Here is a 20,624-nt window from a genome sequence, read left to right as displayed (position 1 = left end):
GGTCTCCTTCGACGTGGTTGGCGCTCATACAATGACGCACGCATGGATGAAAACGGCAAAGGTCCCCCCGAGGCGGGTCGGGTGTCGCTGTCGCGCCGCGGAGTTGCCGTGCGCGCGGGCATCTTCATCGTGTTCGTCGCGGTCGCCGTGGTGGTTGGGTTGCTCGTCGATCTTCCCGAGGTCGACGAGGTGCGGGCGACCGTTGACGACGCCGGGGTGATTGGCGCGCTCGGCTTCGCGCTCGTCTACGGGGCCATCACGCTCACCCCCGCGCCGAAGGCCGTGCTGTCGATCGCCGCCGGCGCCCTGTTCGGGTTTTGGCAGGCGATCCCGCTGGTCATCCTCGGCGCGATGCTGGGGGCGACGACCGCGTTCGTGTTAGGGCGGGCGCTCGGCCGCGACGCCGTCGAACAGTACGTCGGCGCCCGCATCGATCGGGTGGATGCGCTGCTCAGCGAACGAGGACTCCCCGCGGTCATCGCGGTGCGGCTCGTACCGATCATCCCGTTCACGGTCATCAATTACGCTTCGGGCCTCACCGGGCTGCGGCGGCGCGACTACCTGCTGGGTACCGCGATCGGCATGCTTCCCGGCATCGCCGCCTACGTGGCCATCGGTGCCTACGGCTTCGAGCTCGACGGGCGCGTCTGGATCGCACTCGGGGCTCTCGGCGTGCTCAGCCTCGCAGGCATCGTGGGCGCGTGGTGGATGAAGAAGCGCGGAACGGTCTGATGCTCGACCAGCCGGTGCGGCGCATCCTGAACGTTCCCCTCGCGGGCGCGGCGCGCATCCTCGACCGGCCGGGCATCACGCCCGACGGGCTCACGCTGACCGGGCTGGGGCTTGGGCTCGCGTCGGCGACGGCGGCCGCGCTGCAGTGGTGGGCCGTGGCGCTCGTGCTGTGGCTCGTGTCGCGCGTGATCGACGGGCTCGACGGCGCGCTCGCGCGACGCCGTCGGGCCGACGGCCGCGGGGCGCCGGGCGAGGCCGGCGGCTTTCTCGACATCACGGCTGACTTCGTGGCGTACGGCGCCGGTGTCGTGGGCGTCGCAATCGGCGCGAGTGCTGCGTTCGACGCGCCCTGGTGGCCGTTCCTGCTCGTGCTGTTCGCGTACTACGTCAACGGCGCGGCGTTCCTCGCGTTCTCGTCGATCGCCGAACGCACGGGCCGCACGATCGACGACGGGCGTTCGCTGTCGTTCCTCGGCCGCATCGCCGAGGGCACCGAGACCATCACGGTGCACGCCCTGTGGCTGATCGTGCCGTTCTGGGCCGCACCAATTGCCGTCGTGTGGGCCGCCATCGTCGCGGTCAGCGCCGTGCAGCGCATGGTGGTGGGCTACCGCGCGCTGCGCTGAGCGCCCCCGGCCGCGGTCAGCGCACGACGAGCGAGCGCAGGGCTCTCAGCACGCGGATCGCGGGGGCCAGGGGCGGGCGCTCGAGTCGCTCGCGCACGTGCGCGACCGCCGCGTTCCACAGCGCGTCTGAGTACGTCGGGTACGCGTGCGTCGCCGCCGCCAGCTGGCTCGTCGTCAAGCCGTGCGTCACGGCCAGCGATGCCTCACCGAGGGTCTCGCCGGCACGCGGGCCGACGATCGTCGCCCCGCGAACCCGGCCCCGCGCATCCACGACGATGCGGGCGAAGCCCGTCGTTCGTCCCTCCGCGATGGCGCGGTCGGTGTCATCGAGGGCGACCTCGTGCGTGCTCCAGCCACGCTCGGCGGCCTCCGAAAGCCCCGCGCCCACCGCACCGACCTCGGGGTCGGTGAAGGTGACCCGTGGCACCGCGCTGAGGTCGATGCCGCGGCGCAGGCCCAGCACGGCATTCGTCGCCGCCGCCGAGCCGCCGACTCCGGCGAGATGCGTGAACGCCGGAAGCCCCGCGACGTCACCGGCCGCCCGAATGCGGCGGTTGCTGGTGCGCAGGGCGCTGTCAATCGTGATGTAGCCGCGCTCGTCGACGCGCACGCCGGCCGCGTCCAGCTCGAGACCGGCCGTGCGGGGGCGGCGGCCCGTCGCGACGAGGACGCGATCGAACGGATGCTCCGCGCCGTCGTCGAGGACCAGCACGCCCGCGCCGCCCTCCGTCGCGTCGACGCGCGCCGCGGATGCGCCGAGCACGACGTCGACGCCGTCATCCCGCAGCGCCTCGGTCACGATGGTCGAGGCGTCGGTGTCCTCCTTGGGCAGCAGGCGTGCGCCGCGGTGCACCAACGTGACCCGGCTGCCGAGGCGCGAGAACGCCTGCGCGAGCTCGCAGCCGATCGCGCCGCCGCCGAGCACGAGCAGCCGCTCGGGCAGCGCGCGGAGCCCCCACACGGTGTCACTGGTGAGCGGGTCGACGTCGGCGAGGCCGGGCAGTTCGGGCACGGCGGGGGCCGATCCGGTGGCGATGACGGCCTGCGCGAAGCGAACGGGAGCGCCCCCAATCGTCGCGGTCGTGGGGGAGGTGAAGCGCACCTCACCCCGCACGACTCGGGCGCCCGTCGCCTCGACCGAGTCGACCGAGTCGGCGGGCTCAATCGTGCGGATCGCCGCGTGAACGTGATCCATGACCGCGCCAAAGTCGACGGCGGGGGGTGTCGAGGTGACGCCTAGGGCCCCATCGTGACGGTGCGCGACCGCGGCGTGGGCGGCAGCGATCAACGACTTCGAGGGCACGCACCCCACCCAGAGGCAGTCGCCCCCCAGGCGCTCGCGCTCGGCCAGCACGACGCTCGCCCCGAAGCGGGCCGCGGTCTTGGCGGCGACGAGGCCGGCCGTCCCCCCGCCGATGACGAGCAGATCGACACGGGCGGGCGGATCGGTGCGGGTCGGAGTCGCGCTCATGGGCTGAGGCTAGCGGCCCGGCTGGCTTGTTAGCCTGTGGCGGGGCCTCCCGCTTCGCCCCGTCACGACGCGAAAGAGGACCCGCCGGTGTCGACGCCCCCGAACCTGCCCGATGGTGTGACGCTGCGTACGCTGGTGGCCGCCGATGCGGCAGCGCTTGCGCCGCTGAACGACGCGGCAGCGCCCGCGGTACCCGTGACGCCTCCCGATGACATTGCCCGACTCATCGAGATTGCGGCCCTGCCCGTGGGGTTGGAGCGCGGCGGCGTCCTCGTCGGCTTCGTCATCGCCCTCGCGCCCGGCGCCGACTACGCGAGCGAGAACTACGCGTTCTTCTCGGCGCGCGAGACGCCGAGCCTGTACGTCGATCGCATCGTGATCGCCGAGTCGGAGCGCGGCAACCGCCTCGGCCAGGCACTGTATGCCGCGGTGTTCGCCGAGGCCGAGCGCCTCGGGCTTCCCGAGGTGACGTGCGAGGTCAACCTCGACCCGCCGAACCCCGGGTCCCTCGCCTTTCACGAGCGGCTCGGCTTCGAACGCCTCGGCTCGCAGGCGACGAAGGGCGGCAGCGTCACCGTGGCACTCCTCGCCGCGCCCGCATCGCGATGAGCGAGCCGCGTCCCGACGGCGATCCGACCACCGCGGGTCGCCCCCGCGTCTCGATCGTCATCCCGGCATACAACGAAGAGTCGACGATCGAGCCGTGCGTGCAGGCCGCGATCGCGCAGACGGTACCGGCGCACGAGATCATCGTCGTCGACAACCGCTCGACCGATCGCACCGCTGAGATCGTCGCCGAGCTGCAGGCACAGCATCCTGATGCGCCCATCATCTACCTGCCGCAGTTTGACGAGCAAGGCCTCGTGCCCACCCGCAACGTCGGCCTCGACGCCGCCACCGGCGAGGTGCTCGGCCGCATCGACGCCGACAGCGTGCTCGAACCCAACTGGGTCGAAGAGGTCCAAAAAGCGTTCCTCGACCCCGACGTCGCCGCGGCGACCGGCCCGGTGCTCTACTACGACATGCCGCTGCGCCGCTTCGGGCTGAAGGCCGACGACACCCTGCGCCGCGCCATTCTGCGCCTGGCGCGTGAATACCACTTCGTCTTCGGCAGCAACATGGCGATTCGCGCCACCGCGTGGCGGCGCATTCGCGACGAGGTGTGCCGCGACGAGGCCGATCTCTTTCACGAAGACATCGACATCTCGGTGCACCTCTACGACGCCGGGCTCATCGCCCGATATGTGCCGAGCATGGTCGCGGGCATGTCGGCGAGGCGCATCGACGACAGCCCCCGCGACTACTACAGCTACGTCGGCCGCTTCGACCGCACCTACACGCACCACGGCGTGCGCAACCGTCGACTGCGCGCGCCCGCCTGGGTCTTTCTCGCGGTGTACCCCATCGCGAAGGGCGTGCGCTGGGGGCAGGGCGAGTGGGATGCACGCCGCCCGCCCGCGCTCGGCCCCCGTCGCTGACGGGGCCGGCGACCGCGCGGCTCCGCGGTCAGCGCGTGTTCGCGTCGCCGCGTTTGGGTAGCCACTCGGCGGCCAGTACCGCCGCCTGCGTACGACGCTGCATGCCGAGCTTCGCCAGGATTCCGCTCACGTAGTTCTTTACCGTCTTCTCGGCGAGGAACAGCCGCGCCCCGATCTCACGGTTCGACAGCCCCTCGGCGATGAGGGTCAAAATCTCGGTTTCCCGCGGCGTGAGCCCGTCGAGCGGGGTGGTGGCGCTCGCCGCCTCGCGCACCCGCGCGGTCACTCGCTCGACCACGGCGGGGTCGAGCAGCGACTGGCCGGCGGCGACGGCCCGAATGCCGGCGACGAGGTTCGTGGCCCGCACCTCTTTCAGCAGGTACCCGTCGGCGCCCGCGAGCACCGCGGCGAAGACGGCTTCGTCGTCATCGTACGAGGTGAGAATCAGGCAGCCGACGCTGGGGTCGGCCGACTTCACGTCGCGGCAGACGTCGATGCCACTGCCGTCGGGCAGGCGGCCGTCAAGCACGGCAACGGTCGCGCCGCTCGCCAGGATCGCCTCGGCAGCGCCCTCGGCGCGCCCCGCGTCGCCGACCACCTCGACGCCGTCTTCGGCGGCGAGCAGGTCGGCGAGGCCCCGGCGCACAATCTCGTGGTCGTCGAGCAGGAAGACCCGTATCAGCGTCGTCATGAGGTTCCCCACGGTACGCGCCAGTCGAGCACGGTTCCGCCGCCGTCCGCATCCCGCACCGTGAACGTGCCGCCGCGCTCGGCGGCGCGCGCACGCAGGTTATCGAGGCCCGATCGGCGGCTCGTGTCGCCGAGCCCCCGCCCGTCGTCGGCGACGCGGATGCTCACCTCGGCCCCGCGCACCGCGATCGCGATATCGACGCGGCGGGCGTCGGCGTGCCGCACGGTGTTGGCGAGCGCCTCGCGCACGACCGCGACGACATCGTCGCCCAGCTCGGAATCGACCAGCGTGTCAACGGGGCCCGCGAACTCCAGCCCCGAGTCGAGCGACTCGTCGCCGAGTAGTTCGCGCACCAGCGTGGTGATGCGCGCGCGCAGGCTGTAGCTCTCAGCCGAGGGGGGAGCCGAGAGGCGGTAAATCGCCTGTCGGATCTGCCGAATGGTCGAATCGATCGCGTCGACCTGCGAGGCGATCTTCGCGCCGGTCGGGGTTGTGGGGTCGCCTACGACGCTCTGCAGGCCGAGCCCGATGGCGAACAGGCTCTGGATAACGTGGTCGTGCAGGTCGCGGGCGATGCGGTCGCGCTCGTCCGTGAGGGCGATGCGCTGCTCGTCGGCTCGGGCTTTGGCGAGTTCTCGCGCGATGGTCACGCTGTCGGCGAATCGGGTCAGGAACTCGTCTTCCGACTCGTCGCTGCGCGCCTCGTGCGGGCCGACGACAAGGCGATCGGTGCTGCGGTCGTACAGCAGAGCCCCGGCGTCGGCGCCGCTGAGCGCTCGGCCGGCCTCCACAATGCCGTCACCGTCGTCGGGCGAGAGCTCGCCCGCGAGCAACCGCCGCGAGACCTCTTCGGCCGCTTCGAGCCAGACGCGGGACCGCTCCGATCGGGCGTATCTGCGCGAGTTCGCGATCGCGGTGCCGGCCATCGCCGCGAGGCTCGCGATGACGCTCTGGTCGAGGTCGTCGAAGGGCCCAGCCTCACGCTCGGTGAGGTACAGGTTGCCGAAGGCGGCACCGTCGACGTGAATCGGAACGCCGAGAAACGAGTCCATCGGCGGGTGGTGCGCCGGGAACCCGACCGAGCGCGCGTCGGCCGACAGACGCGGCAGGCGGATGGGGGCGTCGTCAGAGATGACCGCCCCGAGAATGCCGCGTCCCGAGGGGGGTGCACCGAGCATCCTCACCGTCTCGTCGTCGAAGCCCGCGTGCAGAAAGCGCTCAAGCCGACCGTCGGGGCCGATCACGCCGAGCGCGCCGTAGCGCGCCCGCGTGAGCTGCCGAGCGGCCTCGACGATGCGCTGCAGGGCGATTTCGAGGTCGAGGTCGCGGGTGACGGCCTGCACCGCAGAGATCAGCAGGCTGACGCGGTGCCGGCCCTCGTCGGCGCCGTCGGCATCGTCGAGCACGCGCTGCACGAGCGACTCGATCTCTGCGCTCGCCTTCACAGTGCCCGGCATTCCGCGAGTCTACTGACGGGCGTTCGTCCGCGGCAGGCGTACACTGGTTGGTGTACACGGGAGCCCCGCAGGGGGCTGAGAGGAAGCCACCGGGCTTCGACCGTCGAACCTGATCCGGGTCATGCCGGCGCAGGGAGGACATCTCGCACCCGTGCCGTTACGAGAACGGCGCGCGCGTGACGCGCGTGCCCCCACCGAAAGGCACGAAAAATGACCGCTTCATCTGTTTCATCGAGTGCAACTGACGCGCAGCGTCGCCGGCCGGGGCGCCTTCGTTGGCGCGTGGTCGACATCGTCGTGGCGAGCGTTGTCGGCGTGGCCGTGGGCCTCGTCTTCTTCGCCTGGAACCTCACGTCGAGCCCTGTTCGCGACCTTCTTGAGGTGCTGCTGCCCGGCGTTCAGGGCAGCGTGCACGGCGTATGGCTGATCGGCGGCGTCATCACGGCGCTGATCGTGCGCAAGCCGGGTGCCGCCATCTACGGCGAGATGGTCGCCGCGACCGTGTCGGCGCTGTTCGGCAACGAGTGGGGGCCGCTCACGCTGCTGTCGGGCGCCATTCAGGGTCTCGGCGCTGAGCTCATCTTCGCGCTGTTCTTGTACGCTTCGTGGGGCGTGGGCGCGGCGATGGCGGCCGGTGCCGGCGCGGGCGTCGCCATGGTTGTTCTCGACCTGACGCTCTGGTACGCCGGGGCGGGCGCGCTGTTCGCCACGGTCTATGCGATCTCGGGCATCGCCTCCGGCGCGATCATTGCCGGGCTCTTCTCGTGGCTCGCGGTGCGAGCTCTCGCGAAGACCGGGGCCCTCGATCGCTTCGCGGCGGGTCGTGAACGCGGCGACGGCGCGTACGACGACGAGCCAGAGTCGGCCAACGCCCCCGACGGCGCAGCCGCGCGGTGACCGACGCCCGCGACGCGGGCCGCACCACGCTCACCACCGGCGGGGCGGCGGCCCTCGCGGCGCACAGCATTAGCTGGCGCCCGCGGGGCCGCCGCGCCCCCGTGCTCGCCGACATCGACATCGCGATCACGCCCGGCGAGCGCGTGCTCGTGCTCGGCGCATCGGGCAGCGGCAAGTCGACCCTGCTGCAGGGCTTCGCGGGCCTGCTCGGCGATGAGGACGACGGCGAGCTTGTCGGCCGTTTCGTCGTCGACGATCGCGATGCACCGGATGCCCGGGGTCGCGTCGCTCTGCTGCTGCAAGACCCCGAGGCGGGTCTCGTTCTCGAGCGCGCCGGCGACGACCTCGCCTTCGGCCCCGAAAACCTCGGCGTGCCGGTCGCGGACATCGAGCAGCGCCTTGACGGCGCGCTCGGCCGCGTGGGGCTCGCCATCGCTCCCGAGCACGCGACCACGCAGTTGTCGGGCGGGCAGCAGCAGCGGCTCGCCCTTGCCGGCGTGCTCGCCCTCGAACCGGGCGCCCTGCTGCTCGACGAGCCCACCGCGCAGCTCGACCCCGCGGGCGTGGGCGACATCGTGACCGCGGTCATCGCGGCGGTCGAGCGGCGGCAGCTCACGCTCGTCGTGATCGAGCACCGGGTCGACGTCTGGTTGCCGCACATCGAGCGCGTGATCGTGCTCGATCGCGGGCGAGTCATCGCCGACGGTCCCGCGCACGGCGTGCTCGCTCAGGAGGGCGCGGCGCTGGCGGCGCGCGGCGTGTGGGTGCCCGGGTTTCCGCCGGCGTGGCCGGCGCCGCGCGCGGCAGACGGCGGTCACGGCGAGCCGCGGCGCGCATCCGCCCCCCTGCTGAGCGCTCGCGGCGTGGCGGCGGCGCCCGCCGGCGCCGAGCCGGTCGTGCGCGACATCGACCTCGAGCTGCACGCCGGCGACGTCGTCGCGCTCACCGGGCCCAACGGCGTGGGCAAATCGACCCTCGCCCTGACGCTGGCGGGCCTCGTGCCCCGCGTCGACGGCGAGCTGCGCCTGGCCGACGGCGCCGACCCGGCGGCGCTCAGCTCGCTCGAGCTGTCGCGCCGCATCGGCGTGGTGTTTCAGAACCCCGAGCACCAGTTCGTGGCCGCCACCGTGCGCGACGAGCTCGCCCACGGCGCCGCCGACGGCGTGCCCGACGCGCTCTTGGAGCGCCTCGGGCTTACCCGCCGCGGCGGCACCAGCCCGTACCGGCTGAGCGGCGGCGAAAAGCGGCGCCTCTCGGTCGCAACAGCGCTGGCCGCCGCGCCCGAGGTGCTGATTCTCGACGAGCCGAGCTTCGGCCAAGACCGCACCACCTGGGGCGAACTTGCTGCGCTCATCGCCGAGCACCGCGACCGCGGGGGAGCGGCGATCATCGTCACCCACGACCGAGAGCTGATTCGCGCGCTCGGAGCGCGCGAGGTGGCCCTCACGACCGCCCCGTCGGCAGCGCCCGCCGCGCCGACGCCGACGGCGCTGCACCACCCTCCCGCCGCCGTTGCTGCCGCTGCCGTGCCGTCGCCGCGGCCCCACGCACCCGCTGCCCGCCGCACCCCGCTGCTCGACCGACTCAACCCGGTCGCGGCCCTCGCGGCTGGCCTCCTCCCTGCACTGATCCTCGTCGCGACGATCGACATCGTCTCGGCCGCGGTTGCCCTCGCCCTGCAGCTCGCGCTGCTTCCCGCCCTCGGAGTCGATGCCCGCACCCTGATTCGCCGCACCGCCCCCGTCTGGATCGCCGCCCCGCTGTCAGGCCTCACGATCCTGCTCTACGGGCAGGAGAGCGGTCGCGTCTATGCCGAGTGGCTGTTTGTGCGCATCAGTGACGGGTCAATCGAGCTCGCCATCGCCACGGTGCTGCGGGTGCTCGCGATCGGCATTCCCGCCGTGGCGCTCTTCGCCCGGGTCGACGTCACACGCTTCGGCGACGCGCTCGCGCAGACGCTGCGCCTGCCCGCGCGCTTCGTGCTCGGCGCCGTGGCGGCGCTGCGCATGGTGACGCTGTTGGGCCACGACATGCGGATGCTCGAACGGGCCAGGCGCGCCCGCGGGCTCGGCGACGGCTCGCGCCTCCGGCGCCTGCCGCGGCTCGCGCTCGCACTCTTTGTGCTCGCGATTCGCCGCGGCTCGTCGCTCGCCATCGCGATGGAGGCCCGCGGGTTCGGCGCGCCGGTGCGGCGCACCTGGACGCGCCCCGCGCACTGGCGCGGCATCGACACGGCCGTCGTGGTGGTCGCCATCGCGGTGGCGGTGGTGGCGACGATCGCGGCCGTCCTCACCGGCCAGTGGAACAGCATCCTCGCCCTCCGGTGGTCCGGTGCCTAAACGACCCGCGCCCGTCTTCCTCGTCGACGGTCGCTCGGGGGCCGGCAAGACGACGCTCGCCCGCGAGCTGGCCACCCGCGAGGGCGCGACGCTCGTCAGCCTCGACGACATCTACCCCGGGTGGGATGGGCTCGAGGCCGCCGAGCAGCACGTGCTCGTGCACCTGCTGCGGCCGCGCGCCGCCGGACGCGCCGCCGGTTACCGCCGCTGGAACTGGACCACCGCATCCGCGGGGGAGTGGGTCACGGTCGACGCGACCCTCCCGCTCGTGATCGAAGGATGCGGTGCCATCGGCCCCGAGGCCCGTCACCTCGCCGATCGCGCCCTCTGGGTCGAGCTCGACGACGCCGAGCGGCGCCGCCGCGCGATCGATCGCGACGGCGACAGCTTCGCCCGCGAGTGGGAGCGCTGGGCGCGTCAGGAGGAGTGGCACGCGCGCCTGCACCGGCCGCGCGCACTCGCCGACGAGATTCTCAGCGGTTCCAGCGGTCGAACACGGTGAACGGGTCGGCGAAACGCCACCCGATTCCCGGCTCGCTGATCGACTGGGCGGCCTCGAGGATCACCGTGATGGGGCCATCGCCGGTGTCGACCACCATGCGCCCGACGGTGGTGCCCCGCAGCACGGTGCGGCGGTCGTCGATCTCGAACGCGACGGCGAGGTCGCTACCGGTGAGGCTGGTCGTCGTGACCGCCTCCGTGGCGACGATCGTCGCGCTCTGACCCCAGTCGGCGCGGTATTCGGCGACGACGGTTCCCTCGCTCACGATCGTCGTCTCGGCGAGGTTCTCGCTCAGCGAGGTGACGACGGCCCGCAGCGCCTCCTCGGCGGCGGGGTAGCTCGGCTGCCCGTATAGGGCGATTGTGGCCGTCGTGCCGGCGACCTCGATCGAGGTCAAAATGCAGACGCCCGCCTCGTCGGTGTAGGTGTTGACGTAGCCGTTCACGCCGATTTCGGGCACGAACTGCGTCGTGTCACTGAAGCTGGCGCCGGTCGACACCGTCGACGGGCGCGTGGCGTAGATGTCGGCGATGACGGGCTGCTGGGCGGTCAGTTGCGCGAGCTGGGCGAGGTCGGCGGCGGTCGACGTCGTGGCGGGGTCGAGGCCCCCCACGTCGGCGATGATCGTCGACGGCATACCGTTCTCGTCAAGCCAGGCGGTGGCCGCCGCGCGGTAGCTCTCGAGGTCGCCGAACACGTCGATCGCGAGGAACTCGGCGAGGTTATTGCCCGAGCCGAGCAGCGTCGCGATCAGCAGGTCGCGGCGGGTCCACGGCTCGCCGACGAAGACGGGCACGCTGCGTACCCCCGCCTCGGCGATCTCCCGCGTGCGCGTCACCTCAGCTGCGGTCATGGTGAGCGCGGGGCCGGTGCGTCCGAGTTCGAGCGGCTCTCGGTCGAGCACGACGTGCGCCAAGATCAGCCGTGCCGTGCCGCCGATGGGCCGCGCCGCCTCGTCGCCCGCCACAACGGGGCTTCCGGTCGGCAGTACGACCGCCGAGGCGCCGACCTCCGGCAGCGGAAGCACCGCCGCCGCGTTCGCCCCGCCGTCGACCTCGCGCTCGACAACCTCGAGCGTCGGAATCGGGCTCAACAGCGCGGCTGCTGCGTAGACGGCCCCGCCTGCGACGGCGAGCGCGGTCAGCGCGCTGATGGTGCGTGCAATGCGTCGTCCAGCCCCCATGCCAGCGAGGCTAGTTCATCCCCATCCGAGGCGATGGAGCTCCTCGTCATCGATTCCATAAAAATGCGCGATCTCGTGTACCAGCGTGATGTGGATTTGCTCGCGCAACTCGTCGAGCTCGCCACCCGCGTGTGCGATGAGCGGCTCGCGGTACAGGATGATGCGGTCGGGTAACTCACCGAATCCGTACTGCCCGCGGTCGGTCAACGCCACCCCCTCGTACAGGCCGAGGAGGTCGAGCGATCCGTCCTCCGGCCGCGCCTCGGTCACGAAGATGACGTTGTCGAGGCCCTCCACCATTTCATCGGGCAGCGCGTCGAGCTCGTCAACGACGAGACGCTCGAACTCCTCCTCGGTCAGCGACAAAGCCGCACCGCTCTCGGTGCGTTCGTCGTCCGATTCGGGCGGATGCGCATCCGGGTCATCGGGGAGCATCAAGCACCCGAACCAGGTCGTCCTGCATCCACGCCAGCCACGCATACAACTCGGCGGCGCCCTCGGGCCCACCCTGGCCCTCGTCGCCGTCGACGACGATGCCGAGCCGCTCGGCGAGGATCAGGCGCAGATCGCCGATCGCGCGCATCCAGTCGATCGCCCCGCCCTCGGTGAGCGTGACCGCCGTCGGCGTCGTGGAGTCCGCGACGGCCCGAAGCGGCTCGGTGAACGCGGCCGCGAAACCGGCCTTTCGCTCGATCAGCCCTCGTCGGCTCAGCTCGCGCCACTCGGCGGCCGCCTCCTCATCGTCGCGGTACGCGTCAGGCAGCACGCGGGTGAGCGCCTGCTCGGCGAGAGGGTCGCCGGCGAGCCCGTCGGCGTACAGCTGCGACAGCTGCTCTCCGAGCGAGATGAGGATGCGCGCTTCGGCCGGTTCGAGAATCGCCCGGTACCGCTCGCCCTCGGCGACGAAACCCCTCATCGTTCGACCTTTTCGACGGTGGCCCAGAGGCCGTACTCGTGCATCGCCTCGACGTGGCGTTCCATCTGCTCGCGGTTGCCCTCGGCGAGCACGGCGCGGCCGTCGGTGTGCACCTGCATCATGAGGCGCTCGGCGGTCGGCTGGTCGAAACCGAAGTGTCGGCGAAAGACCCACGAGACGTAGCTCATGAGGTTGACCGGGTCGTTCCAGACGACGGTGCGCCACGGCACTTCGGCCGCGTGCAGCGGAAGCTCGACGCGCGAGGCGTCGAGGGTCGGAGCGGTGGTCATGCTTCCATTGTTCCTCACGCGTGTGCGGCGCCTCCGGAGAGAAGTAAAGGCCCCGCGGAACCCGCGGGGCCTTCATCTTGGGGTGAGTAACGGGGCTTGAACCCGCGACCTCCTGGACCACAACCAGGCGCTCTACCGACTGAGCTATACCCACCGTGTGCCGCACCAGGTGCGACCGGTCAATGGTAGTACAGGCTAGTGCTCGCTGCGCACCACGGGCAGTCGCTCGGCCCAGGCCTCGACGACGGTGGCCGCGGTGGCCTGCGCCTCGTCAGAGCTGGGGCCCGGGTCGGCGACGAATGCGGCCTGCCGGTAGTAGGCGAGTTCGCGAATCGACTCGAGGATGTCGGCAAGCGCGCGGTGCCCGCCGTGCTTCGCCGGAGCGTTGAAGTACACCCGGGGAAACCATCGGCGCGACAGCTCTTTGATCGACGACACGTCGACGGATCGGTAGTGCAGGTGGGCGTCGACCGACGGCATGAATCGCTGCAGGAAGGCCCGATCGGTGCCGATCGTGTTGCCCGCGAGCGGGGCGCTGCCCGCCGTCGGCACGTGCTCGACGATGTAGTCGAGCACCGCCTTTTCGGCGTCGGCGAGCTCAGCGCCCAGCGCCAGCTCGTCGAGCAGCCCGGAGGTCTCGTGCATCTCGCGCACGAAGTCGCCCATATTGGCCAGCGCGGTGGGGCTTGGCGCGATGACGATCGAAAAGCCGGGGTGCACGGGCTCAAGCTCGTAGTCGGTGATTACCACCGCGACTTCGACGAGTTCATCGACAGACAGGTCGAGCCCCGTCATCTCGCAATCGATCCAGACGAGACGGTCGTTGGCTGCACTCACCCGGGCAGTCTACTGGCGGCCTCCGACACGGGTGGGAGCAGCCCGTCGCGGTACGGCACGCCGAGCGCCTCGATGACGCGCCGGGCGAGCATCCTGTGCCCCGCCGCGTCGAGGGTGACGCGCTCGACCGCACCGAGCGGGCGGGCGCGGACATCCGGAATGCTCCACGCGTCGACGACGGTGGCGCCGCGGGCGCGGGCGATCCACCACAGCTCGGAGGTGAACTCGGCGCTGCCTTCGAGGCGGCGCCGGGGAACGAGGGCCGACGACGTGGCCAGGGTCGAGATGAGCACCACGTCGCTTCCGGCGCCGCGCAACTCGGCAACCGAGGCGTCGACGCGGTCGGCGAGGGTCTCGGGCGACGAGCGGCCGGCCAACAGTTCGTGAGTGCCCGCCATGATGAAGACGAGGTCGGCCTGGTCGGCCAGTGCGAGGGGAACCTGCCGCTCGACGACATCGGCGACACGCGCGCCCTCTCGGGCGAACGAGCGCACGCAGGCGCTGCGTCGATTTTCCGCAGAATGAGCTCCGGATGCGCGGCTCGGCGAGACAGCGTCCAGTGCGTCCGCGACGCGATCGACCCACGTCAACTGCTCGTCGCGCGGCGGCAGCGCCGCGTCGTCGCGCCGCATGACGCTGGCGGAGTCGCCGAGAGCGCGCACGCGCATCCACACCTTCACGCGGCCAGTGTGGAGGGCGTGGGCGAGCGCTTGGTGCGTTTTTCGCAGCTTCTGGGGTTCCGTCACGCACTATTCACCCGGCGTTCGCGAAACGGGCCGCCCTACGATGAGGGGGTGCGACTCGAGCTCTACACCTCCGCCTTCTGTGACCCGTGCCATCGCGCCCGCGAGGTGGTCGCCGAAGCGCAGCGGCTCGTGCCCGCCCTCGAGGTCGACGAACGCGATGTGGCGGCGCACCAGCAGCGCGCGGCCGAGCTCGGCATCCGCTCCACCCCGACCACGGTGATCTATGACGCCGACGGCGGCGAGTACCTGCGAGCCGAGGGGGTGCCGACGCTACCGCGCCTGCTGACCGCCCTCGCGGGCGTCGCCGACTGACGCCGACGCGGGCTTCTTGCCCGCTTGCTCGACAAACCACGACGCGAATGTCGCGGTGACAGACCCCACCAGGGCGATACCGGCGACCATCATGCCGGTGGCGATCGTCCGGCCGAGGCCCGTCACCGGGTACAGGTCTCCATAACCGACGGTTGTGATGGTCACGAGCGCCCACCACACCGCATCGGGGAAAGACGTGATGAGTGCTCCCGGCGCATTCTGCTCGGCGTCGAGCACCCCGAGCGCTCCGATCACCACGATGATCACCGCAGACACAGAGACATAGATCGCCACGCGCCCGCGGAAGGCCGCGCCGGTCGCCGCGCGCAGCACCCGCAACACCGTGATGAGCCGCAGCAGATACAGCGAGCGGAAGAACGGCAGCAAGACCATCAGCAGGAGCGGAATGTTGCGCACGAACCACCGCCCCCGCGGGCGTGCCAGGAGCAACCGCATCACGTAGTCGACGGCGAACACCGCCCACAACACGAGCAGGGCGACATCGATGGCGATGAGCGTCGCGCCCGTCGGCTCAGCGATGACGAGGAAGGCGTAGACGCCGAGAAAGACGAGAGCGGCGGCCGCGATGGGCCATTCAGCGAGGCGAGACCAGCGTTCGTAGGTCATACGCGCCGCGGTACGGAAGCGTCGCGCACCCCGGGGCGGGGCGCGCCGCTCCGGTAGCCTTGAGACCCGAACGACTAGCCCTCGTAGCTCAGCGGATAGAGCAGGAGCCTTCTAATCTCTTGGTCGCAGGTTCGATTCCTGCCGAGGGCGCGACAGCGAATCTCGTACGGCCCCTAACGACACTCGCTAGACTCCATCGCAACCACCCGGGGCCGCGACTGACCCGTCGACCGCGCCCCGTTCATCCACACGAAGGAGTGCGGTGTGTCGTCACGCAAACGCGCCATGTCTCTGGCCGAACTCGCCCCCCAGGTCATCACTGGCATCGACGATCTGAAGGCGACATACGGCGACTGGCAGTCGCACGAGGCGACGCACGTCGACCCGCAGCAGGTTGAGTCGGTGCTCGGTGAGCTGATCGAGCGGCTCGACGCCGACTTTCCGTACTTTCACCCGCAGTATGCGGGCCAGATGCTGAAGCCTCCGCACCCGGTCGCGATGGCCGCCTACCTCGCGACGATGCAGATCAATCCGAACAACCACTCGATTGACGCGAGCCGCGCGACGACGCAGATGGAACACGAGGTGCTCGACCAGCTCGCCGCCATGTTTGGCCTCGGCGAGGACTACATGGGCCACCTCACCTGGAGCGGCACGACCGCGAACCTTGAGGCGCTCTGGATCTGCCGCGAGATTCGGCCGGGGGCGGCGATCGCGCACAGCGCCGACTCGCACTACACGCACTCGCGCATGGGCGAGGTGCTCGGCATCGAGACGGTGAGCATCCCGACCGAGGCCGACGGCCGCATGTCGCTCGACGCGCTCGAGGAGGTCTTGCGCACGCGCGAGATCGGCGCCGTCGTCGCCACGCTCGGAACGACGGGGCTTGGCGCCGTCGACCCGCTCGCCGACATCATCCCCCTCGCCCGCCAGTACGGCGCGCGCGTGCACGTCGACGCGGCGTACGGCGGTTTCTTCACGATCCTGCAGGGCGAGCTTGCCCCCGAGACGGCGCGGCACTACGCGGCAATCGCGCAGTCCGACAGTGTCGTCGTCGACCCGCACAAGCACGGTCTGCAGCCCTATGGCTGCGGCGCGGTGCTCTTTCCCGACCAGTCGATTCTGCGCTTCTACCACCACGAGTCGCCGTACACGTACTTCGCGTCGACTGAGCGCCACTTCGGCGAGATCCAGCTCGAGTGTTCGCGCGGGGGAGCCTCCGCCGCGGCGCTCTGGGCGACACTGAAGGTCTTCCCGCTCACCATGTCGGGCCTCGGCGCCATCATCGCCCCCGGTTACCGCGCAGCCCAGGCCTGGCACGGGCTGATCAGCGAGAGCGACATCCTGCAGCCGTACCAGCGACCCGAGACCGACATCATCACCTACCTGCCACGGGTTCAGACCATGCGTCAGCTCGACGAGGTGTCACACGCCATCTTCGAGATGGCGGCGGCTCCGGCGCGTCCGCAGCAAACGCATCTCGCGACGTACGTCGTGAAACCTGAACAGCTCCGGATGCGCGGCATCGCGATCGAGGACGACGCGCCCACCGCCCGCATCATGCGCAGCGTGCTGATGAAGCCCGAGCACGAGCCCTTGATCCCCGAAATGCACCACCACGTGTCGATGTGGTCACGCCGCGCCTACGAGCGCGTGCTCGCGGGGGAGGCGGCACTCGGCGCTTAGCGGGTCAGTGCTGAGAGGGTCAGCGCTGAGGGCGTCAGGGCTCAGATCTCGGGGTCGGGCTGGGTGCGTTCGCGCACGCTCGAGGCCGACTTCGGTTCCGGAGCGTCCTCGCTGCTCGCCTCCGCATCCGTCGAGGGGCTCGCCGGCGTCGACGGCGGCGCCGCAACCGGCGCGACGACCGTAGCGGGCGCGACGGTGGGCGGCGCGACCGCAGGGGGCGGAGCGTAGGCGGCGGGCGCGAGGGCGGGAGCCGCGGCGGGCGCCGGGGCGGATGCCGGAGACGCGGCGGCCGGGGACTGCGGAGCCGGCGCCGGCGCGGACGGCGCGGGGCGCGCATCCTGAGCCGCGGCGGGCGTGCCGACGCTGCGCTCGTGGTCGGAGTTCACGCGGGCGGTCTCCCACTCGACCTGCTCAGCGACGAGTCGCTGCTCGTCGGGGTCGGCTTCGTACTTCCAGCGCTCGAGGTCGGCACCGAACAGCTTCTTGGCGCGGCGCGGCTTCTCGTTCCACGCGATGAGGCGGTCGCGATACTCGGCGAGCGTCTGCTGGGCCTGGAAGGAGAACCCGGCCGAATTGCGCTTCATGTCTTCGAGCTGGTGAGCTGACCAGTTCGCGGCGAGCGCGGCGCCGGGCACGGGCAAGAGACGGATGCGCGTCTCGGCTTCCCCGATCAGGTGGTCGACCTGAACGCGCTCGACGGTGCCGATCGCGTTCCAGCTGGCGGCCTTTCGGCCAGCGAGCACGAGGCCCTGCACGGCGGCCGTCAGCGCGTCACGTTGATACTGCGCGATGACGCGCTTGGTCGACCCCCGGCCGATCAGCGCCGCAATGATGCCGGCGACGACGATGGCGACGGCGGGCACGATCGCCGTGGCGACCACCTGCTGCCCCTCGTCGCTGGCCAGCCAGTCGATGATGTCGTTCCCCCAGTTCATGCGGGAAGGCTACCCCCGTGTAGGGGTCAATCCGCGGACGCCTCGCGGGCGGCGATCGTCGTAATGGGACCGGTATCGAGAGCGAGGTCGGCATCGACCACGGCACGTTTGCCGACGCGGGCGGTTTGAGCCAGCACGATTCCGACGAGCACGATGGCCGCGCCGATGATCTGCACGGGGCCGAGCGCCTCGCCGAGCCACACCCAGGCGACGGCGAATGCGAAGATCACCTCGCTGGAGGCCACGATGCCCGCCGCTGTTGCGGGCAGGTGCCGCAGGGCTGCGAGGCTCAGCAGGAACGGGGCGAACGAGCCCAGCACCACGTTCCACAGCAGGGGCAGAACCATGGGCACGGTCGCCTCGCCGAGCACGCCACCGATATCGACCGGGGTCGCGAAGATCGCGGGCTCGAGTTCCCACCAGCCGCTGACGAACGCCCAAAAGACGGCGGCGATCAGCATCGTCCAGAACGACACCGCGAGCGGCGAGGTCTTTGCGACCTGGCGCTCGCCCACGAGGAAGTAGGTGGCCAGACAGACGGCCGCGGCAAGCGCCAGCAGCACACCGACCACGTTGAGCGTGCTCGACCAAATCTGCGCGACCACGGCGAGGCCCGCGAGCACCAGCACAATGGCGACCCACAATCGCGCCTTCACGGGTTCACGGAAGATGAAGTACGCGACGAGCGCCACAAACAGCACGGCGAGATACTCGAGCAGCAGCGCGATGCCGACCGGCAGAAGCTGCACCGCGGCGGCGTATGTCGCCTGCAACAGCGCCACGCCCACGATGCCGAGCACGATGAGCACCGGCCACTGCTGCTTCGGCACGCGGAAGGCTCGCCGCTCGATGATGAGCAGCACCGCCCCGGCGATCAGCGCGGTACCGACCAGTCGAAACTGCGTGACCTGCGCGGGGCTCAGCCCCGCCTCCATCGTGAGTTTCGTGACGCTGCCGTTTGCCCCGAACAGCACTGCGGCGATCAGGGCGTAGACGTACCCCACCTAGCGCCGGGACCCGGTGCCGTGAACCGCGAGGGGCTCGATGCGGGCCAGGGTCTCGTCGTCGAGTGCGGGGCCGTTGAGGGCGTCGAGGTTGTCGTCCAGCTGTGCGACGCTCGACGCGCCGATCAGGGCGCTGGTGACCTGCTCGTTGCGCAGCACCCACTGCAGGGCCAGCTGCGCGAGGCTCTGCCCGCGCTCGTCGGCGATGGACTGCAGGGCGTGCGCCCGCTCGAGGTACACGTCGTCGATGTGCTCTGGCGTGATCCAGCGCCCTTCGGCGGCGCGCGATCCCTCGGGCACACCGTTCAGGTATCGGTTTGTCAGCAGCCCCTGCGCCAGCGGCGAGAAGACGATCGACCCCATGCCCGTGTCGCTGAGGGCATCGAGCAGCTCGTCCTCGATCCAGCGGTCGAACATGTTGTAGCGCGGCTGGTGAATGACAAGGCGCAGCCCCAGGTCGAGGGCGATGTCGTATGCCTCGCGGGTCTGCTCGGCGGAGTAGTTCGAGATGCCGGCGTACAGCGCGCGGCCGCTCGACACGGCGGTGGCGAGCGCGCCCATGGTCTCTTCGAGAGGCGTGTCGGGGTCGGGGCGGTGCGAGTAGAAGATGTCGACGTACTCGAGCCCCATGCGATTGAGGCTCTGGTCGAGCGACGACAGCAGGTACTTGCGCGAGCCCCACTCGCCGTACGGCCCCTCCCACATGTAGTAACCGGCCTTCGTCGAAATGATGAGCTCGTCGCGGTGGGCCCGAAAATCGTCGGCGAGGATGCGCCCGAAGTTCGTCTCGGCCGAACCCGCCGGCGGTCCGTAGTTGTTCGCCAGGTCGATGTGGGTGACACCCCGATCGAACGCCCGGCGGATGATCGCCCGCTGGGTCTCGATCGGCCGATCGTCGCCGAAGTTGTTCCAAAGCCCGAGCGAGATGCGGGGCAGTTTCAGGCCGCTCGCACCACATCGCGCGTACTCAAGACGGTCGTAGCGATCGGGGGCAGCGACGTAGCTCATGGCGTCACTCTAGCTTTGCCTGCGTACCATGACCGCATGCGCACTTTTCACCTCGCTGGCGGCTGTTTCTGGTGTCTCGACGCGGTCTACCGCGTTCTCGATGGGGTTCACGACGTGATCTCGGGCTACACCGGCGGCAGCCTCCCGAACCCGAGCTACGAGCAGGTCTGCACGGGCACCACGGGCCACGCGGAGGCGGTCAAGGTGGTGTTCGATCCCGAGGTGATTCCCGCCGACGTGATTCTCGACGTCTTCTTCACGTTGCACGACCCGCGCCAGCTGAATCGCCAGGGCGCCGACGTGGGCACGCAGTACCGCTCGGCGATGTTCTACACCGATGACGAAGAGCGCGCGCTGTTCGAGGCTGCCCGCGACCGGGCGGACGACACCTGGGGCGGCGGAATCGTGACCGAGCTCTCGCCGCTCGGCTACTGGTACGACGCTGAGGAGTACCACCAAGACTTCTTCGCCAAGAACCCCGGCCAGGGCTACTGCCTCGCCGTCGCGCTGCCGAAGGTGAACAAGGTGCGGCAGTCGTACGCGCCGTACCTGCGCTCCCGCTAGCCTGCGCCCCGCCTGAGAACACTGGCCGAGAGGCCGGGCAGCGGAGTACCGTCGCGGGTGCACCGAAGCGTCCTTGCGGACGAGAGGAGAGCATCCATGACCGACACCACGAAGGACTACGACCAGACGTGGGTTGCCGTTGCCGAGTCGGGAGCCGTCGGCTCGATCTTGCGCGACGGTGACGACTACTCCGTGCGACTGCGCGACGAGGATGCGCTGCGCGGCCCGTTCGACTCGCTCGAGGCCGCAAAGAGCGCGCTTACCGCGTTGCTTGGCCCGGGAGCAGACCGCCCCGACTTCCGCGAGCACTGACGCGCTGCCAA

24 protein-coding genes, 2 tRNA genes and 1 riboswitch are annotated in these 20,624 nt (G+C 70.7%); of the genes, 12 read left to right on the top strand and 14 right to left on the bottom strand.

Annotated features, from left to right (window positions below; translation table 11 throughout):
• Nucleotides 1-42: 42 nt before the first annotated feature.
• Together EV141_RS02370 and EV141_RS02365 are read left to right on the top strand one after the other, a co-directional pair.
• Nucleotides 43-732 carry a TVP38/TMEM64 family protein gene (locus EV141_RS02370; protein ID WP_157985483.1) on the top strand — a complete coding sequence of 230 codons (690 nt, stop codon included), beginning with the start codon at nt 43-45 and terminating at the stop codon, nt 730-732.
• Entirely contained in the window at nt 702-1,358 is a 657-nt protein-coding gene (locus tag EV141_RS02365) for a CDP-alcohol phosphatidyltransferase family protein (protein ID WP_241968951.1), read from the top strand. Before EV141_RS02370 ends, EV141_RS02365 begins: the two co-directional genes overlap by 31 nt.
• A 16-nt stretch (nt 1,359-1,374) precedes the next feature.
• Here the strand turns inward: EV141_RS02365 and EV141_RS02360 are convergent, their stop codons facing one another.
• Nucleotides 1,375-2,829 carry a dihydrolipoyl dehydrogenase family protein gene (locus tag EV141_RS02360; protein WP_130484362.1) on the bottom strand — a complete coding sequence of 485 codons (1,455 nt, stop codon included), beginning with the start codon at nt 2,827-2,829 and terminating at the stop codon, nt 1,375-1,377.
• Between the two features lie 87 nt (nt 2,830-2,916).
• On the opposite strand from EV141_RS02360, the gene EV141_RS02355 reads away from it, so the two are divergent.
• Both EV141_RS02355 and EV141_RS02350 read left to right on the top strand, forming a co-directional pair.
• Nucleotides 2,917-3,438 carry a GNAT family N-acetyltransferase gene (locus EV141_RS02355; protein WP_157985482.1) on the top strand — a complete coding sequence of 174 codons (522 nt, stop codon included), beginning with the start codon at nt 2,917-2,919 and terminating at the stop codon, nt 3,436-3,438.
• Nucleotides 3,435-4,307, top strand: coding sequence for a glycosyltransferase family 2 protein (locus EV141_RS02350; protein ID WP_130484360.1), 873 nt, complete (start codon nt 3,435-3,437; stop codon nt 4,305-4,307). The genes EV141_RS02355 and EV141_RS02350 overlap by 4 nt, the downstream gene beginning before the upstream one ends.
• 28 nt (nt 4,308-4,335) lie before the next feature.
• Here the strand turns inward: EV141_RS02350 and EV141_RS02345 are convergent, their stop codons facing one another.
• Nucleotides 4,336-4,998, bottom strand: coding sequence for a LuxR C-terminal-related transcriptional regulator (locus tag EV141_RS02345; protein ID WP_277871055.1), 663 nt, complete (start codon nt 4,996-4,998; stop codon nt 4,336-4,338).
• Entirely contained in the window at nt 4,995-6,455 is a 1,461-nt protein-coding gene (locus EV141_RS02340; protein ID WP_130484359.1) for a GAF domain-containing sensor histidine kinase, read from the bottom strand. Before EV141_RS02340 ends, EV141_RS02345 begins: the two co-directional genes overlap by 4 nt.
• 46 nt (nt 6,456-6,501) lie before the next feature.
• Nucleotides 6,502-6,608, top strand: a riboswitch (TPP riboswitch).
• 57 nt (nt 6,609-6,665) lie between these two features.
• On the opposite strand from EV141_RS02340, the gene EV141_RS02335 reads away from it, so the two are divergent.
• The 3 genes from EV141_RS02335 to EV141_RS02325 are packed head-to-tail and all read left to right on the top strand — an operon-like array spanning nt 6,666 to nt 10,193.
• Entirely contained in the window at nt 6,666-7,352 is a 687-nt protein-coding gene (locus EV141_RS02335; protein WP_130484358.1) for an ECF transporter S component, read from the top strand.
• Nucleotides 7,349-9,691 (top strand): ATP-binding cassette domain-containing protein, encoded by a 2,343-nt coding sequence (locus EV141_RS02330; RefSeq protein ID WP_130484357.1) that lies wholly within the window; start codon nt 7,349-7,351, stop codon nt 9,689-9,691. The genes EV141_RS02335 and EV141_RS02330 overlap by 4 nt, the downstream gene beginning before the upstream one ends.
• The gene (locus EV141_RS02325; RefSeq protein ID WP_130484356.1) at nt 9,684-10,193 is read left to right on the top strand and encodes an AAA family ATPase; all 510 of its coding nucleotides are present in this window, start codon (nt 9,684-9,686) and stop codon (nt 10,191-10,193) included. The genes EV141_RS02330 and EV141_RS02325 overlap by 8 nt, the downstream gene beginning before the upstream one ends.
• Here the strand turns inward: EV141_RS02325 and EV141_RS02320 are convergent.
• The 7 genes from EV141_RS02320 to EV141_RS02290 all read right to left on the bottom strand — a co-directional run bounded on the left by EV141_RS02320 (nt 10,165) and on the right by EV141_RS02290 (nt 14,099).
• Nucleotides 10,165-11,376: a D-alanyl-D-alanine carboxypeptidase family protein gene (locus EV141_RS02320; RefSeq protein ID WP_130484355.1), complete on the bottom strand. Its 1,212-nt coding sequence runs from the start codon at nt 11,374-11,376 to the stop codon at nt 10,165-10,167. The two genes, EV141_RS02325 and EV141_RS02320, sit on opposite strands and share 29 nt — an antisense overlap.
• Before the next feature lie 15 nt (nt 11,377-11,391).
• A complete protein-coding gene (locus EV141_RS02315) occupies nt 11,392-11,676 on the bottom strand; it encodes a metallopeptidase family protein (protein WP_241969036.1) in 285 nt (94 codons plus the stop codon).
• 121 nt (nt 11,677-11,797) lie between these two features.
• Entirely contained in the window at nt 11,798-12,292 is a 495-nt protein-coding gene (locus tag EV141_RS02310) for a DUF2017 family protein (protein WP_130484353.1), read from the bottom strand.
• On the bottom strand, nt 12,289-12,582 hold the full coding sequence (clpS, locus tag EV141_RS02305; protein WP_130484352.1) for an ATP-dependent Clp protease adapter ClpS: 294 nt from the start codon (nt 12,580-12,582) through the stop codon (nt 12,289-12,291). The genes EV141_RS02310 and clpS overlap by 4 nt, the downstream gene beginning before the upstream one ends.
• 78 nt (nt 12,583-12,660) lie before the next feature.
• A tRNA-His gene (locus EV141_RS02300) sits at nt 12,661-12,736 on the bottom strand.
• Between the two features lie 41 nt (nt 12,737-12,777).
• Nucleotides 12,778-13,419: an oligoribonuclease gene (orn, locus tag EV141_RS02295; RefSeq protein ID WP_130484351.1), complete on the bottom strand. Its 642-nt coding sequence runs from the start codon at nt 13,417-13,419 to the stop codon at nt 12,778-12,780.
• Entirely contained in the window at nt 13,416-14,099 is a 684-nt protein-coding gene (locus EV141_RS02290; RefSeq protein ID WP_130484350.1) for a GDSL-type esterase/lipase family protein, read from the bottom strand. Before EV141_RS02290 ends, orn begins: the two co-directional genes overlap by 4 nt.
• A 114-nt stretch (nt 14,100-14,213) precedes the next feature.
• On the opposite strand from EV141_RS02290, the gene EV141_RS02285 reads away from it, so the two are divergent.
• The gene (locus EV141_RS02285) at nt 14,214-14,477 is read left to right on the top strand and encodes a glutaredoxin family protein (protein ID WP_130484349.1); all 264 of its coding nucleotides are present in this window, start codon (nt 14,214-14,216) and stop codon (nt 14,475-14,477) included.
• Here the strand turns inward: EV141_RS02285 and EV141_RS02280 are convergent.
• Nucleotides 14,436-15,104 (bottom strand): potassium channel family protein, encoded by a 669-nt coding sequence (locus EV141_RS02280; RefSeq protein WP_130484348.1) that lies wholly within the window; start codon nt 15,102-15,104, stop codon nt 14,436-14,438. The two genes, EV141_RS02285 and EV141_RS02280, sit on opposite strands and share 42 nt — an antisense overlap.
• A 77-nt stretch (nt 15,105-15,181) precedes the next feature.
• Between EV141_RS02280 and EV141_RS02275 the strand changes: the two genes are divergently transcribed.
• Nucleotides 15,182-15,254 (top strand) — tRNA-Arg (locus EV141_RS02275).
• A gap of 114 nt (nt 15,255-15,368) precedes the next feature.
• Nucleotides 15,369-16,790 carry a pyridoxal phosphate-dependent decarboxylase family protein gene (locus tag EV141_RS02270; protein WP_198675486.1) on the top strand — a complete coding sequence of 474 codons (1,422 nt, stop codon included), beginning with the start codon at nt 15,369-15,371 and terminating at the stop codon, nt 16,788-16,790.
• Nucleotides 16,791-16,831: 41 nt separating this feature from the next.
• Here the strand turns inward: EV141_RS02270 and EV141_RS12295 are convergent, their stop codons facing one another.
• From EV141_RS12295 to EV141_RS02255, 3 genes are read right to left on the bottom strand one after another with little or no spacing between them, the layout of a single operon-like run.
• Nucleotides 16,832-17,725 carry a hypothetical protein gene (locus tag EV141_RS12295; protein ID WP_130484347.1) on the bottom strand — a complete coding sequence of 298 codons (894 nt, stop codon included), beginning with the start codon at nt 17,723-17,725 and terminating at the stop codon, nt 16,832-16,834.
• Between the two features lie 26 nt (nt 17,726-17,751).
• On the bottom strand, nt 17,752-18,729 hold the full coding sequence (locus tag EV141_RS02260) for an EamA family transporter (RefSeq protein ID WP_130484346.1): 978 nt from the start codon (nt 18,727-18,729) through the stop codon (nt 17,752-17,754).
• A complete protein-coding gene (locus tag EV141_RS02255) occupies nt 18,730-19,737 on the bottom strand; it encodes an aldo/keto reductase (protein WP_130484345.1) in 1,008 nt (335 codons plus the stop codon). It lies immediately after the preceding gene.
• Nucleotides 19,738-19,773: 36 nt separating this feature from the next.
• Here EV141_RS02255 and msrA point away from each other — a divergent pair, with 36 nt between their 5' ends.
• Nucleotides 19,774-20,301, top strand: coding sequence for a peptide-methionine (S)-S-oxide reductase MsrA (msrA, locus tag EV141_RS02250; protein ID WP_130484344.1), 528 nt, complete (start codon nt 19,774-19,776; stop codon nt 20,299-20,301).
• 96 nt (nt 20,302-20,397) lie between these two features.
• Nucleotides 20,398-20,613, top strand: a complete 216-nt coding sequence (locus tag EV141_RS02245; RefSeq protein WP_130484343.1) for a methyltransferase — start codon at nt 20,398-20,400, stop codon at nt 20,611-20,613.
• Nucleotides 20,614-20,624 lie beyond the last annotated feature (11 nt).

This window comes from Microcella putealis (assembly GCF_004216575.1).
Taxonomy (GTDB): domain Bacteria; phylum Actinomycetota; class Actinomycetes; order Actinomycetales; family Microbacteriaceae; genus Microcella; species Microcella putealis.
This window is presented reverse-complemented; position numbering and strand designations above follow the sequence as displayed.

Excerpts from the sequence above, each read along its gene's own strand:
- EV141_RS02245 (WP_130484343.1), top strand. The coding sequence starts at position 20,398 with ATGACCGACACCACGAAGGACTACGACCAGACGTGGGTTGCCGTTGCC.
- EV141_RS02350 (WP_130484360.1), top strand. The coding sequence starts at position 3,435 with ATGAGCGAGCCGCGTCCCGACGGCGATCCGACCACCGCGGGTCGCCCC.
- EV141_RS02335 (WP_130484358.1), top strand. The coding sequence starts at position 6,666 with ATGACCGCTTCATCTGTTTCATCGAGTGCAACTGACGCGCAGCGTCGC.
- msrA (WP_130484344.1), top strand. The coding sequence starts at position 19,774 with ATGCGCACTTTTCACCTCGCTGGCGGCTGTTTCTGGTGTCTCGACGCG.
- EV141_RS12295 (WP_130484347.1), bottom strand. The coding sequence starts at position 17,725 with ATGAACTGGGGGAACGACATCATCGACTGGCTGGCCAGCGACGAGGGG.
- EV141_RS02320 (WP_130484355.1), bottom strand. The coding sequence starts at position 11,376 with ATGGGGGCTGGACGACGCATTGCACGCACCATCAGCGCGCTGACCGCG.
- EV141_RS02345 (WP_277871055.1), bottom strand. The coding sequence starts at position 4,998 with ATGACGACGCTGATACGGGTCTTCCTGCTCGACGACCACGAGATTGTG.
- EV141_RS02255 (WP_130484345.1), bottom strand. The coding sequence starts at position 19,737 with ATGAGCTACGTCGCTGCCCCCGATCGCTACGACCGTCTTGAGTACGCG.
- clpS (WP_130484352.1), bottom strand. The coding sequence starts at position 12,582 with ATGACCACCGCTCCGACCCTCGACGCCTCGCGCGTCGAGCTTCCGCTG.
- EV141_RS02370 (WP_157985483.1), top strand. The coding sequence starts at position 43 with ATGGATGAAAACGGCAAAGGTCCCCCCGAGGCGGGTCGGGTGTCGCTG.
- EV141_RS02340 (WP_130484359.1), bottom strand. The coding sequence starts at position 6,455 with ATGCCGGGCACTGTGAAGGCGAGCGCAGAGATCGAGTCGCTCGTGCAG.
- EV141_RS02360 (WP_130484362.1), bottom strand. The coding sequence starts at position 2,829 with ATGAGCGCGACTCCGACCCGCACCGATCCGCCCGCCCGTGTCGATCTG.
- EV141_RS02310 (WP_130484353.1), bottom strand. The coding sequence starts at position 12,292 with ATGAGGGGTTTCGTCGCCGAGGGCGAGCGGTACCGGGCGATTCTCGAA.
- EV141_RS02315 (WP_241969036.1), bottom strand. The coding sequence starts at position 11,676 with ATGGTGGAGGGCCTCGACAACGTCATCTTCGTGACCGAGGCGCGGCCG.
- EV141_RS02280 (WP_130484348.1), bottom strand. The coding sequence starts at position 15,104 with ATGACCTACGAACGCTGGTCTCGCCTCGCTGAATGGCCCATCGCGGCC.